The organism is Janthinobacterium sp. BJB426, from assembly GCF_002735705.1.
Lineage (GTDB): Bacteria > Pseudomonadota > Gammaproteobacteria > Burkholderiales > Burkholderiaceae_D > Janthinobacterium.
On the sequence record NZ_PDZL01000032.1, the window covers coordinates 1 to 14,313 of the forward strand.

Sequence of the window (14,313 nt, forward strand, 5' to 3'; positions counted from 1 at the left end):
TTTACGCCAATCCGAAGATTGACGCTGCACTTACATCAAATGCCCACACTTATCGACTGTTAATTGTTAAAGAACTGTATTCGGTTACTGCTTTCGCGCTATCGACAAAGCGTTGTGTTTGTCAGCTACGAAGAAGGAAGAGTATGAAGCATTTCACTACATCCGTCAACTCCTTCTTTTTCTCGTCTCACTCGGCATTTGCATGCGTCGTTCAGCGAGGGGCGAATTATAGCCAAGGTGCCGCGGCTCCGCAAGGGCCATTTATGGCAACACGAATGACTTCACCAGGGTCAGCTCGCCAGCGGCCCGCATCGGTACCTGGAAGCTCTGCAGCTTTTCACGCGGCGTGCCTTCGTTGGTGATGACCGATATGCGGGCGACAGTCAGCATGGCGGTGTTCTCGCCACTGCCGTAGTAATTCACATAGACGTGATAATTACCCTTCAGGGGCGCCGCGCTGGAAAATATCTCCGGGCCATAACCGGTGGTTACGTCAACATCGAGCGCGCCGCCATCTTTCAAGACGCGGTTGCCGTACCAGGCGTGGCCACCGTCCGGCGTGACCACGTGCATATCGAGGTCGGTGCCGGCGCTGTCCCAGGACAGCACGACGCGCAAGCGCGCCTGGGTCTTGCCCTGGTAGCTGTCGACAAACTGGGTGCGGGCGCGACTCCTGCCATCGGGCGAACGCACTTCCACGCTGTTCGAGCCGCTGCCGAAGCCATAGGGACGGCCGTAGCGGCCATCCTCACCCACTTCCATCGGCATCGCCACCCCATTGACCACCAACGTAGCGGGCTTGCCCTTGACTGCACCGGCGATGCGTCCCCGTATCTGCGCCGTCTCGGCCTGGCCCGGCTGCAGGTTGACCGACGCGGCGGGGTAGTTGACCGCTTGCGTGTATTCCTCGCTAGCGCCGGCCGAATTGCGCCAGCCACTCCTGGGGGCGTCGATGGTGACCTGGGCCTGGGCCCAGAGTGGCAATAGCATCAGGGGAATCGCGCAACGGATATAAAAACTCACAGGGCCTCCAGGTTAAGGTCGACGAGCCGGCGGGCCAGCCGCTCGACATATTCTTCGTCCTGGCCGCGCGGATGATTGCGCAGGCCAAGATGCAGGTATTCATGGGCCAGGGTGATGCGGTCTTCGCGCGTGGCCAGCGGGCGCATGTAGATGCGGTTGCGCGACTGCTCCGAATACGGCGCGCCGCTCTGCAAGGCGCAGACCAGCGGCGTTTGCGGCGGCGCCTCGTAGCCGGCCTCGCGCAGCAGCACGCGCTGCCAGCGCGGCACGGAGCGCGCCAGCCACCCCTCGTTCTGCGCCAGGCGACGGCAACGCGCGCCGGTATTGCCAAAGGTGCTCAGCGCGCCGCCGGGATAGGCCGTCGCCAGCAATTCATCATAGTGCTTGCCTTGTTTCGCCTGACGCACCGCCTCGCTCCACGCCATGGTCCCCTCGGACGCCTGGTTGCTGTGATAGCGCACGGTGACGCCATCGACGATCAATTGGTCGGTCCAGCGCGCAATGGCCAGCGCCGCCGGCGTGGCCGGGCTGGGACTGACGCGCTGGGTCGCGCTGCTGTCGGCAATCTGCTGGCAGCCCGCCACCGTCACCGCGTTCTGCTGCAGATACGTGCGCGCGGCGATTGCCAGCGCCTTGGCCGCTTCCGGCTCGCCAGTACTCGCTTCGCGATCGAGCACGCGCGCCACATATTCATTGACGCCGAAGCGGCCGCGCAATTGCGGGCGGCCGCCTTTCTCTTGTACCAGCATCAGTTCACCGCTGCTGCGCAGGGCGAGGTTCTGGCCATTTTCGAATTGCACATGGTAGCGGCCATTCAGCGGGCCACTCAGTGGGCCAACTACGGCCACGCCACGCTCACCGCGCACGGTGCGGATCGGATAGCGCTTGAAGTAATCGACCACCACACAGCCGCCATCGTCGGCCGCGCCCACTTTCGGCAAGCTGGCGGCCAGCCTGGGCGCCCACTGTTCAAAGACATTGCTGCTGCCGCCCGCGCCGCCAAACCAGATCGGCGTGCCGTCGGCCAGCCAGCCGGCCGCGCCGCCGATGCGTTCGTCCGCCCGGCGCTGCTCGTGCCAGGAATACGTTTTGACGCGCAGCTGGCTGCCGAACCAGCGTGCCGTACCCGCACCGCGCCCATCAAGCACCACGCGCAGCAGCGCCGCTTCCGCGTCCACGCGGCTGGCGGCCGGGATGCTGTCGAGCGCGCGCAGCAAGCTGTCCAGGCGCACCAGGCGCTTTGGTGCCAGCTGCGCGGGGTCGGACAGCCAGGCAAAGTCGCCTGCCGGCGCACTACCCAGGCGGCCGGTCCAGTACTGGCGCCATGACGCTGGCGCGATCATCAGCCGCCTGGGCGAGAAAAATGGGCCGCACGATTGCGCCAGCGCCGCGTCGTGGCCGATGCTCTGGCCCGCATCGCAGCAATACACTTCTTCCGGATCGCGGCCGCCGCAGCGATAGTCCGGCATCGCCACCTTGTTATCGTTCGCGTACACATACACGAACAGCTTCCACAGGCTGGCCAGCGGCACTTGCCGCGCGCCGTCAAACGGTGGCGGCGCTGTGCCGCCCTGGCGCAGCTGCCGCACTTCGATTTTGCCATCGCGCCACCAGGCCACATCCAGCGATTTTGACGATGACTGCGACCAGGCAGGAGCGGCCAGCAACAAAGCAGCCATCAAAGCAGGACGTACAAAGCCCATCACTCGACCTTCAACGCGCGCGTGGTCTTGCCGCCGCCTTCGAAGGCTTTCTGCTCCGGCTGATACATGCGGTAAAAGCGCGCCGGCGGCAGCACATAACTGCCCTTCTGCGCAAAACGGATCAGATGGCGCACGGTCACTTCGCCTTCCAAAGGCTCGATCGGCACGGCGTAGCCGTCGCGGCGCTCGGTGTGGCGCGCGCGTTCCAGCGCGGCCGGCTTGTCGCCTGCCATGACCATGCCCCAAGTAGTCGATTCGACCATGGCGCCCGGTGGCAGCGCCACTTCCAGCAAGCCAAAGCGGTGCTTCGTGCCCGGCGCCGCTTTCAAGGTGATTTCATCGAGGTAGAGCGCGTCCGTGCTGAGCGCCTCGCCCGGCTTGACCAGCTCCGTCGTGTAGCCGCCCTTGCCCGCCTTCATGCGCAGGATGCGACGTTCGACGGCAACCGGCAAGGTCTGTGCTTCGGCGACGTGACTGTCGTACTGCAGCACGGCCACCGTGCCGGCCGGCGCCGCGGTCAATGCGGTGAGACGCAGTTTGTCAGGCAGGCCCTTGGCGTCGGCCCAACGCCAGACCGGCTGGCCGCTGCGGCTGTCGCGTTTTTGCCAGGCGCCGTCCAGCGTGACGGCCGGCCCCTTGCCGAACGATGCACCGCCCAGCTTCTTTTGCACCCACATCAACGTCATCGCGCGGTCCAGGGTCGGCATCTCGGCGCGCACGCTGGCCAGCACCACGTCAGCCTGCGATGACGGCACTTCGCCGCCCAGCATCAGCAAAGCCTGCGCCACCGGCGCTTTCGATACACTCAGCACCTGCCACGAACTGGCCACTTGCAGCTGCAGCGAATGCGGCAGAGCGATGCCATTCTGGCTGGCGACCACCGCCACCAGACCTAACGACATCGCTTGCGCTTCGCGATCAGAGGCTCCGCCCAGCAGCAGGCTGCCGCTGTCGCCCGCCTGGCGCGGCTTGCCGCCCAGGACGGCGATAGCGCTGTCGTCCACCAGGCCCGCCGCCAAGGTCTGCGTGGGCAGGCCCATCTCGCGCGCCATCCACAACACCAGCGCGCGGTCGCCCATCGCATCCTTCAAGCCATGTTCGCTGTAGACGGCCAGCAGCTTGTTCCAGTGCTCGGGCGGCAGCTCGATATGCAGCGCGCGCGCCGCATACCAGTCCGCGTAATAAGCGTACGCCGTCATCAGGGCATTGCCGGCCGTGGCATTGCCCCACCAGCCGAAGACGGCGTTCGGACCGGCCATGGACACCAGACGCAGACGCTGCGCAGTCAGCAGCGTTTGCAGGCGCTCGCTTGCCGCTCCAGCGTCCGGCCCCAGGCTTTGCGTAGCCAGCGCCAGCGGGATCAAGCGGCTCGCCGTCTGCTCCACGCAGCCATATGGATAGTCGATCAGGTCGTCGGCAATGCGCGCGAACTGGCTGGCCGCTCCCTGGGCAAACGAGACGCGGATATTGCGCGCGTCCGCCGGCAGCTTGAGGGGAATATCACCGGTGGCGCCATCGAGCGGCAGCACCAGCGAGCGCGGGCTGCTCCAGGCGGCGGGCAAGGTTTGCATGGCCGTATCGAGCGCGTCGACCAGTTTGCCATTCTGTTTTACTTCCAGACGCAGCGGCCCGGCCCCGGCAGCGAGCGGGAATTCGACATAGTTCACGCCCGGCCTGGCGGACAGTTTTTCCGTCTTCGCTTGCGTGCCGCCTGCGCCGCCGGAGAGAACAACGTCGAGCGCCTGCTCCTTGCCCGTCTGGTTGAACACGGCCACCGAAGCACGCGGCGCATCGCCAGCGCGCATCCAGTCGGGTGCCGTCCACTTGGCATAGAAGTTTTTATCGGAACGCAGATAGGCGCTGCGCTGGCCGACGCGCCCCTGCTCATCCATCGCGCGGCCCGTGATACGCCAGCGGGTCAGCGCATCGGGCATGGTGAAACTCACGCGCGCATTACCATTCGCATCGGTCTTCAGCGATGGCGCCCAGTAGGCCGTGTCGATATTGTCGCGGCGTGGACGCTCCAGCACCTTGACGCCGCGCTCGTTGTAATTGTGGCGCGCCGGTGCGCCGGCCGTGCGTCCCTGCGCCATGTCGTAGCTGATGAACGACAGGCTGGCCGTAGTGCGCACGTTGTTGCGGCGCGGATGATAGAAGAAGTCGCCGATGTCCGGCGCGATTTCCGGCTGCAGCACATAGATCATTTCATCGACCACGCCCAGCGCCACCATCGTGCTCAAAGGCTTGCCGTCCAGAGTCGCCTTGACGTCCAGCGTGACCTTCTCGCCCGGCTGGTAGACCTCCTTGTCGCTCTTGAACTGCAGCGCGATGCGCGGCTCGATCACTTGCAGGCCGGCGTTCTCGAAGACGAAATCGCCATTGCGCGTGTACGCCACCGAGAACGTCATGTTCGGGCCATGCTCTTCTTTTACCGGGATGCGCACTCTCCACTGCCGCGGCGCCACGCGCTTCGCCTGGTACCAATCGGCGGCGCCGGCCATCAAGCCATGGTGCTCCACCTTGTCGCGCTCGAGCGTCAACAGCGCCTGGTCGACCTTGTCGGAGAACGTGATCAAGGCCTCGGCCGTGTCACCCGGACGATAGCGGGTGCGGTCCAGCACGATCTCGATGCTGCCCGGCGTCGTTTGCACGCCATCACCCGACACCCAGTGGCTGGCGGCGGCCAGCAGGTTGCCGCGCTCATCGCGCAGCGCCAGCTGATACGAGCCCGAGGCGGGGAACGTCACGTCCCAGCCCTTGGCAGCCGGATCGAAGGCACCCTCGGTCTTGCTCTGTTTTTCCAGCTGCACCATTTCCCAGCGCACGGGCTTGGCCGCGCCCTGGCCGTCGGCCATCAAGTCAAAATGCACGTTTTGTCCCGGATCGGAAAACTGCCGCGTGGCCTTCAGCTGGTAGCTGCTGCTCGAGCGTTCTATCATCAGCTCGCGCGTCGCCTTGACGCGGTAGGCCGCGCCATCGGTCGCCAGCACGGTCAAGATGTAGCGGGAAGGATCGGCGGCGGGCGGCAAAGTGAAGTCCACATTGCCGCTGCCGTCGCTCGTCACTTCCTCGGTCTTCAAGGCCACGGGGAACAGGCCGCTGTAACGCAGTTCGCCTTCGACCATGGTGTTTTGCTGGCCGCGCAGCGACAAGGTCATCTTCGCGTTTTTCACCGGTTTGCCATCGGGGTAGCGCAGCGCGATGCTGCCCTTGACCGCCTCGCCCGTCTTGAATTCCGGCTTCGATGGCTGGACGTTGATTTCAAAGTGCGGCTTGACGTATTCGGCCACGCGGAAGGCCGCGCCATACGCGCCATCCTTGTAATTGAAACGCAGTTCATAGCCGCCGGCGGTCGCTTCCGTGGGCAGGCGGAAGCGCGTGTCGGCGCCCGTGTCGCCGGACAGCTGCAGCGTTTGCGTCAGCAGCGGCGTGCCATTCGGATTGAGCACGTTCAAGCTGATCGGCGCAGCGCTTGCCGCCTGCGAGTTGCGCGCGGAGGTGAATTCGCGGCCCAAAAACTTGACGTTGACCTCGTCGCCAGGCCGGTACAGGGGCCGGTCGGTCACCGCATAAATCTTGGTGTTATAGATTTCGCTGTCATAGTAAAAATTCTCGGACACGAACACGCCGCCGTCGCGATCCTGGCCCAGCACATACGTGTGTTCCGGGCTGCCGCGCTCGAGCGAGGCGACACCATCGGCACCCGTGGTGGCCGATTGCAGCACGCCGGTGCCGTCCGTCCACGCCACATTGGCGCCGGCCACGGCGGCGCTGTTGTCGCGCCGCGCCGTCCACACCAGCATCTGGCCGGACGATACCTTGGTCACGGCCACCGTGTCCGACACGAATACCAACGTGGTGGCGCGGTGCTCGCCGATGATCGCTTCGATCAGGTACAAGCCCGGCTTGCGTTTGCCCAGCGGGATCATCACGTTGCCGGCGCCGGCGACGATGAAGTCACTGCTGGACCCATCGAGTTTCACGCCTTTCGGCGGCGCGATGGCCCTGGCTTGCCAGATCGGATAACGGAAGCTGTCGACCAGCTCCATGCCCTTGATCGGCTTGTATTGCGGATGGTTGGCGAACACGGTGCGCCGGCGGATGGCGTCATTCGTCGCCAGCTGCGGCTGCTCTTTGGTAACGGCCAGGCGCGCGTCGCCGGAAAACAGCTTGCGCCAGGCCAGGCGCGACTGCTTCCACCAGCGATCCCACAAAAAGCTCAAGGTGTTGGCCAAGCCTTCGCCCTGGTAATTGCCCTCGACCTGGATGCGGTGCAGATTGCGCTGCTTTTTCAGGAATTCCATCGGTTCGGGCACGCGATAGACGACGATGTCGGCACCCGAATACGCTTCCAGGTTCATGCGCCCCATGTCGCGGCCCGGCACTTCCAGGCGCACGCGCGCTTCATCAACACTGCCGTAGCTGGCGTCCGACAGCAGGAAGAAGGGTTCACCCTTGAAGGTGGCGTAGTTGCTAGACTCGTTGCTCGGTTCGCGTTCCTGCGCCGAGGCGCCGCCAATGAGGAGCAGCGCCAGCAAGCTGGCAAACAGCAGCTTCATGAGAAAAATCGGCTTCATGACAGAAACGCCAGCCGGAACACCCCGGCGAAATTGGGATTGTTGACCACAGGTTGCCACCGCGTGTCCTTCCAGCTCGTAAGTTCTTTGATATCGACGGTCCGCAGACCATTGTCGTCGGGGGTGACGGTGCCGGTGTGGTAGGCGATGCGCGCCCCCATCCAGACCATCAGATGCTGTTCGTCGCCCTGGTCGAAAAACAGCAGGTCGCCGGGCAGCGCCTGGCTGATTTCGCGGGCGATGAAACGGCTGTTGTGCTGCACCAGCGCCAGCGCCGTGACGAAGTGGCCGATGCTGCCGCCCGTCTGCACCCAGCGGTTGCGCAGGGCTGCCTGGGACGCGCTCAATTCCAGCTCGGGCGGCAGGCGCCGGTCGCTGGCGATGCCGTTCGCATGCAGCCATTTCGCGTCATGCACGGTGAGCGCTTCGTTGACGGCAAAGCGCACCAGGCCGGCGCAATCGCGGTGCGTCCAGCGCGGCGACGGCCCCCGTTCGATCTGCGCGTTGACGATGCGCAGCATCCAGGCCTGGAAGGCGCGGCTCTGTGCCTGCGACAGCTGCACTTGCGGTTCGGCGACCGCGCGCAGGGCCCACGCAGGCATTGCCGCGGTGGCGGCGCAGGCCGTCAGCCAGCGCAAGGCGGCACGGCGTCCATGCCGCCCATGCCACAGCGTCATCGCGCCGTCTCCTGCCATTCCAGCGTTTCCCACGACGTGCCGCTGGCTGGCTGCCGCTTGAGCACCATGCGCAGCGGCGGATATTTTTTCAAGGCGTTCAGGCGCGGCACCAGGTGTTCGTTGGCGGCTGCGCGCAAGACCGGTTCGTTATTCGCCGGCAGGGTGTCGAAGGCTTCCAGCTGGATCAGCCGGGCCAGCGACGCCGGCGCGATCAGGCCGATCGTGCGCGCGCCATCGGGCAGCAGGTCGCTGGCGGCCGGCGCTTGCTTGCGGCGCACGGCCAGCACCTGGTCCACCAGCTTGCCGTCGGCCGAGAAGACTACGGTATTGCCGGCCACGGCCAGCGCCGGCGTGGACTGGCCCAGGGCAGTGGCGACATTGCGTTCCCAACGCGTGGCACCATCTTTACCTGTCGTTTTGCGCACGGGGTCCTTGCCGCCGATGGCAGCCTCGAACAGGCTGCCATAGACGGCGTCATCACCGGCCTGCGCACTGCGCGTGGCAACAAAAACCGGCGTATGCAGGCGCGAATTGCCGTACCAGCACGCGGCGGCAGGCCCTTGCAAGTGCCCGGCCAGCGGCACCACGGGCTCCGACGTCTTGCTGCCCAGGCGCTTGAGCACGGGCTGCAGCGCGGTCCAGTCGACCGGCACGCTGAAACAGGCGCTCGGGTTGTGCGGCAGCACGGGCCACAGGGCGCTGCTGTCGTAACCGCCCTTGCCGCTCTTGTTCAACTTATCGGCATTGAGCAGCACCTTCGATTGCCAGGCGCCCTGTTGAAAATCAAAGCGCAGCGCCTCTAACGCGCCAAAGAAGGGCTGGTAGCCGAACGACAGGAAATCGGCCTTGACGGCGATGCTGTGGCCCTCGGGCGCGGCGCCGTCGAGATGGAATTGCGGATGAAAGACATTCTGACTGGCCGCCTCCTGCGCCAGCAGGCTGGCCACGGTTTTCTCGGCCGTGCCATCGCCATGCTTGCCATCGCTGCCGCCATACAGCATGCCGGGATGGGACAGGATGACCAGGCGCTGGCCGTGCGCGGCAAACAGCAAGGTGCGCTGATAGGCATAGTTCAACGCGTACACGGGCACGCTGTCGCCATCGACGCGCAAACTGCCGGCCACGCGCATCTGCGTATCCTTCAAGGCGATCTTGCCCGCTTCTTCCAGCAAACGCGTGAGCTGGCTGCGCGACACGGCAATGGCGAAATGCTTGAGCGAGCCGTCGGCGTCGCGCCACAAGGCCACTTCCGCCGGCTGGTCCAGCACCATGCGCAGCAGCTGGTCACCCCAGCCCAGCTCATGTTCATAGGCGATGCGGCGCAAGCTGCCCTTCAGGCCCAGCCGGTCTTCGCTTTGCTCGTAATAGAACAGAAAATCCTCGCGCAGCACGTCGCGCGCCAGCGGCACCGTCAGCAGGTCGCGCGGCAAGGTCGACAGGCTTTTCGTGCGGACCAGCGCATCGGGCCGCGACAAATCGAGCTTCAAGCCGTTGACCGGCCCCATCGCGCCCCAGCCAAACACCCGGTAACCTGCCAGCACGGCGGCAACCAGCGCCACGCCGGCCAGCGCCCCGACCAGGACTTTTTTCTTGAGTACTTTTTTCACCAGCACCGTGTATCCCTTTACCCTGCCGTAGCATTGACAAGTTAGTAATTATTGACAAATGGTAACATGGCATTTGTGGCCGCAGCGCACAGCTGACGCGACAGCGTAAAATAGCGGTTTCGCCGTTTCAATCACCTCCCATGACCATCCTGCTCTCCACCCTGAACGCCCGCTACACCCACGCCTCGCTGGGATTGCGCTATTTGCTGGCCAATATGGGGCCGCTGCAAGCGCAAACGCGGCTGCAGGAATTCGTCATCGGCACGAAAACCACGGAACTGGTCGAGCGCATCCTCGTCAACAAGCCGCGCATCATCGGCTTTGGCGTATACATATGGAACGTCGAGGAAACAACGAAACTGGTGGCCATGCTCAAGCGCGTGGCGCCCGAGGTCATCATCGTGCTGGGCGGGCCGGAAGTGTCGCATGAGGCGGGCGAGCAGGAAATCGTCAAGCTGGCCGATTACCTGATCACGGGCTGGGGCGACGTCACCTTCCCCAAGCTGTGCGGCGAGATCCTCAACGGGCCGAAGCCGCTGATGAAGATCCATGCGGGCGTGCAAGCCCCGCTGGCGGAACTGCAACTGCCCTACTCCTTGTATACAGATGACGATATCCGCCACCGCACGATTTACGTGGAAGCGTCGCGCGGCTGCCCGTTCAAGTGCGAGTTCTGCCTGTCGGCGCTGGACAAGACGGCCTGGCCCTTCGCGCTGGACAACTTCCTGGCCGAAATGGAGTCCTTGCATGCGCGCGGCGCGCGCCTGTTCAAGTTCGTCGACCGCACCTTCAATCTGAATATCAAGACCAGCTTGAAGATCATGCAGTTCTTTCTGGACAAGATCGAGGCGAATCCGGACGACCCGATCTATGCCCACTTCGAGCTGGTGCCCGACCACTTGCCCGACGCCTTGAAAGAAGGCATCAGCAAGTTCCCTCCCGGCGCACTGCAGTTCGAGATCGGCATCCAGAGTTTCAATCCGGACGTGCAATCGCTGGTCAGCCGCAAGCAGGATAATCAGAAGGCGGCCGATAACATCCGCTGGCTTTGCGAAGAATCAAACGCCCATTTGCACGTGGACTTGATCGCCGGCCTGCCGGGCGAGGATGAAGCGAGCTTCGCGGCTGGTTTCAACAAGCTGGTGGCCTTGAAACCGCATGAAATCCAGTTCGGCATCTTAAAGCGGCTGCGCGGCACGCCCATCATCCGCCATACGGAAAACTTTGGCATGGTGTTCGACCCGCACCCGCCGTACACCATCCTGGCGAATAAACAGCTCGATTTCATGAGCATGCAGCGCCTGGTGCGCTTCGCACGCTACTGGGACCTGGTCGCCAATTCGGGCCGCTTCGCCAATACGGTGCAATGGATGCTCGGCGATGCGCCATTTGAAAACTTCATGGACTTTTCGAACTGGCTGTACGCCCACACGGACGCCACCCACCGCATCGCCATGGAACGCCTGGCCAAGCTGGTGGCGCAATGGCTGCAGACGCGCGGCATGAGCGCGCTTGAAGCCAATGCCTTGCTGGCCAGCGACTATGCGGGCGGCGCGCAAGCTGCCGCGCACGCCAAGACAAGCGAAGTAAGTACTAACAACGCCAAGGTGCGCCCGGACATCGCCCTGCCGCAGCGGCAGGCGCGCCACCTGGCGTCCTGAGGGGCCGGCGATTGAACAGCGGTGGCGGTCTGCGCCATTCTCCCTTAAACTGGCACGATGCCGACTGTACAATCGCCGAAACTGACCCTCTCCCAGACCAGCTCCCAACAGGGAGCCCTTGTCACTGCCAGCGGCACCTGGCAAGTGCACGCGCTGGCGCATGACAATGCCATCAAGGCCATCGACGCCCAGCTCAAGCCCTTGCAGGACGATGCCAAGGTGCAATGGGACCTGTCGGCCATCGACAGCATGGACCATATTGGCGCCCAGCTGTTCTGGAATGCCTGGGGCAAGCAACGCCCCGCGCAACTGACCCTGGCGCCGTCACAAGAAGAGTTTTTCCGGCGCATCGAAGAAACGGGGCCGTTGACAACGCCACCCTCGCGCGCCAACCGCCTCACGCCCGTGATGAAACTGGGCATGGCCATCCTGCTGTTTTTCGAACATTTGAAGGGGTTTATCGCCCTCGTGGGCCAGGTGACGCAGGATATCGGCCGCTTCGCGCGCCACCCGATGCGCGGCCCCTGGCGTGAAATTTCCGCCAATATCTTCCATGCGGGCTTCCAGGCGCTGGGCATCACGGCCCTGGTCGGCTTTCTGATCGGCGTCGTGCTGTCCTATCTGTCGGCGCAGCAGTTGCGCGCCTTTGGCGGCGATATTTACCTGGTCAACCTGCTGGGCATGAGCGTCATCCGCGAACTGGGGCCGCTCTTGGCCGCCATCCTCGTGGCCGGGCGCTCGGGCTCATCCATCACGGCGCAGCTGGGCGTCATGCGCGTCACGGAAGAGCTCGACGCCATGCTGGTGATGGGCATTTCGCACGGTTTCCGCCTGATCATGCCGAAAGTGCTGGCCCTGGCCATTTCCATGCCCCTGCTCGTCATCTGGACGGATACGGCCGCGCTGATCGGCGGCATGGTGGCGGCCAAGGTGGAACTGAACCTGTCGGCGCGCTATTTCATCCAGAAACTGCCCGATGCCGTGCCGCTGGCCAACTACATGATCGGCCTGGGCAAGGGTGTGATTTTCGGCATGCTGATCGCGCTTGTCTCGTGCCACTTCGGCCTGCGCATCAAGGCCAACACGGAAAGCCTGGGACGCGGCACCACCACCGCCGTCGTCACGGCCATCACCGTCGTGATCCTGGCTGACGCCGTGTTTGCCATCGTCTTCAATGGAGTGGGCTACTGATGACGGACGATACCAATATCGCCTGCAAGGCGAGCGAGGGCAAGGACGGCCAGTTCAACCTGCACGGCAGCGCGCCCGTGGTGGAGATCACCAATCTGTGGACCAAGTTCGGCCGCACCGTCGTGCATCAGGACTTGAACCTGGAAATCGAACGGGGCGAGATCCTTTCCATCGTGGGCGGCTCAGGCACGGGCAAGACAGTGCTGCTGCGCCAGATGCTGGGCCTGGAACATCCGGCGCGCGGCTGCGTCAAAGTGTTTGGTGAAGATATTAACCAGGCAAGTTCCGACCAGCTGCAACAATTGCGCAACCACTGGGGCATGCTGTTCCAGCAAGGCGCCCTGTATTCGGCCCTGACCGTGTTCGACAATGTGGCCCAGCCCATGCGCGAATTGCGCGTACTGCCCGAAGCGCTGGTACACGACGCGGTACTATTAAAGATGAATATGGTGGGACTGGGCCCGGAACATGCGCTCAAAATGCCGTCGGACTTGTCGGGCGGCATGATCAAGCGCGTGGCCCTGGCGCGCGCCCTGGCGCTGGAACCGAAACTATTATTCCTCGACGAACCCACGGCGGGCCTGGACCCTGACCTGTCGGAAAGTTTTGTTGCCCTGATCCAGTCGCTGCACCGCGAGCTGGGCTTGACGGTGGTGATGGTCACGCATGACCTCGACACTTTGTTCGCCCTGTCCACGCGCATCGCCGTGCTGGCGGAAAAACACGTGATCGCCATCGGCCCCACGCGCGAGGTGATCGAAGTCGACCACCCGTTCATCAAGCAATTTTTCCTCGGCGACCGCGGCAAGCGCGCGCTGGCCGTCCTCGATGAGAAACAGGCGGCGGTGGCGGACAAGGCGGCGCAGCCAGGCGACGACGCCGGCACAGACAAGAAAGCGGAGAAGTAATGGAAAACAGATCACATGCCCTGATGACGGGATTTTTTACACTCACCTTGCTGGTGGCCGCGATTCTGTTCGGCGTCTGGTTCAACCGCGACCGCGTGGAACGGGTGCCGTACCTGCTCGCCACCACCCTGTCCGTGCCGGGCCTGAACCCGCAGGCGACCGTGCGCTACCGGGGCCTGGAAGTAGGCAAGGTTGACGCCATCGACTTCGACACGCAAAAGGCGGGGCAAATCCTCGTGCACATCAGCGTGGCGCCCGATACCCCCGTCACCAATACCACTTTTGCCACCCTCGGCTACCAGGGCGTGACGGGCATCGCCTACATCCAGCTCGACGATGAACACGTGGGCTCGAAACTGCTGGGCACCAGCAAGGACAAGCCGTCGCAGATTCCCCTGCGCGCCGGCTTGCTCGACCAGCTGGAAAAGCGCGGCAAGCGCATTCTCGACCAGGCCGAACAGATCACCAACAAGGTGAATAATCTGCTCAGCCCCGACAACCAGGCGGCCATGCTGGGCGCCTTCACTGAAGTGGGCAAGGCGGCCAAGGCCTTCGGCGCCATTCCGCAGCAGCTGGAGCCGACCCTGACGCAATTGCCGCAACTGACGGAACAGACGCGCCAAACCTTGACGGCCGTCAGTACGGCCAGCAAGAACGTGTCGGACCTGACGGCCACGTGGAAAAAACTGGGCAACGACATCCAGGCGCCCGGCGGCGTGCTCGAGAAGGTCAATGGCACGGTCGACCGGGTCGGCACTTCCGTGGAAACGGTGGCCAATGGCGTGTCGCTGGAAGTGCTGCCGCAGGTAATCGAGCTGAGCGGCGAGGCGCGCTCCTCGATGCGCGCCCTGAAAACCACCATGAGCACGCTCAATGAACAGCCGCAGAGCATCTTGTTCGGCGCCCCAGACATCCCGCCCGGCCCGGGCGAGCCCGGTTTTTCGGCACCGGGCAAATAAGGAGAAC

9 protein-coding genes are annotated in these 14,313 nt (G+C 64.0%); 4 read left to right on the top strand and 5 right to left on the bottom strand.

Annotated features, from left to right (window positions below):
• Positions 1-261: 261 nt before the first annotated feature.
• Genes CSQ93_RS27325 through CSQ93_RS27345 form a run of 5 tightly spaced genes read right to left on the bottom strand, consistent with a single transcriptional unit; the run spans position 262 to position 9,587 of the window.
• Positions 262-990, bottom strand: a complete 729-nt coding sequence (locus tag CSQ93_RS27325) for a YfaP family protein (RefSeq protein WP_099380763.1) — start codon at positions 988-990, stop codon at positions 262-264.
• A 29-nt stretch (positions 991-1,019) separates the two neighbouring features.
• Entirely contained in the window at positions 1,020-2,702 is a 1,683-nt protein-coding gene (locus tag CSQ93_RS27330; protein WP_158301390.1) for a DUF2300 domain-containing protein, read from the bottom strand.
• 23 nt (positions 2,703-2,725) lie between these two features.
• Positions 2,726-7,303, bottom strand: a complete 4,578-nt coding sequence (locus CSQ93_RS27335; protein ID WP_099380740.1) for an alpha-2-macroglobulin family protein — start codon at positions 7,301-7,303, stop codon at positions 2,726-2,728.
• Positions 7,300-7,980 (bottom strand): DUF1175 family protein, encoded by a 681-nt coding sequence (locus CSQ93_RS27340; RefSeq protein ID WP_233516371.1) that lies wholly within the window; start codon positions 7,978-7,980, stop codon positions 7,300-7,302. Before CSQ93_RS27340 ends, CSQ93_RS27335 begins: the two co-directional genes overlap by 4 nt.
• The gene (locus tag CSQ93_RS27345) at positions 7,977-9,587 is read right to left on the bottom strand and encodes a DUF2138 family protein (protein ID WP_158301391.1); all 1,611 of its coding nucleotides are present in this window, start codon (positions 9,585-9,587) and stop codon (positions 7,977-7,979) included. Before CSQ93_RS27345 ends, CSQ93_RS27340 begins: the two co-directional genes overlap by 4 nt.
• Positions 9,588-9,727: 140 nt before the next feature.
• On the opposite strand from CSQ93_RS27345, the gene CSQ93_RS27350 reads away from it, so the two are divergent.
• From CSQ93_RS27350 to CSQ93_RS27365, 4 genes are read left to right on the top strand one after another with little or no spacing between them, the layout of a single operon-like run.
• Positions 9,728-11,248 carry a B12-binding domain-containing radical SAM protein gene (locus CSQ93_RS27350; RefSeq protein ID WP_099380743.1) on the top strand — a complete coding sequence of 507 codons (1,521 nt, stop codon included), beginning with the start codon at positions 9,728-9,730 and terminating at the stop codon, positions 11,246-11,248.
• A 57-nt stretch (positions 11,249-11,305) separates the two neighbouring features.
• The gene (locus CSQ93_RS27355; RefSeq protein ID WP_099380744.1) at positions 11,306-12,439 is read left to right on the top strand and encodes an MlaE family ABC transporter permease; all 1,134 of its coding nucleotides are present in this window, start codon (positions 11,306-11,308) and stop codon (positions 12,437-12,439) included.
• Positions 12,439-13,347, top strand: a complete 909-nt coding sequence (locus CSQ93_RS27360; protein ID WP_099380745.1) for an ABC transporter ATP-binding protein — start codon at positions 12,439-12,441, stop codon at positions 13,345-13,347. Before CSQ93_RS27355 ends, CSQ93_RS27360 begins: the two co-directional genes overlap by 1 nt.
• A complete protein-coding gene (locus CSQ93_RS27365) occupies positions 13,347-14,306 on the top strand; it encodes an MlaD family protein (RefSeq protein WP_099380746.1) in 960 nt (319 codons plus the stop codon). The genes CSQ93_RS27360 and CSQ93_RS27365 overlap by 1 nt, the downstream gene beginning before the upstream one ends.
• Positions 14,307-14,313: the final 7 nt, after the last annotated feature.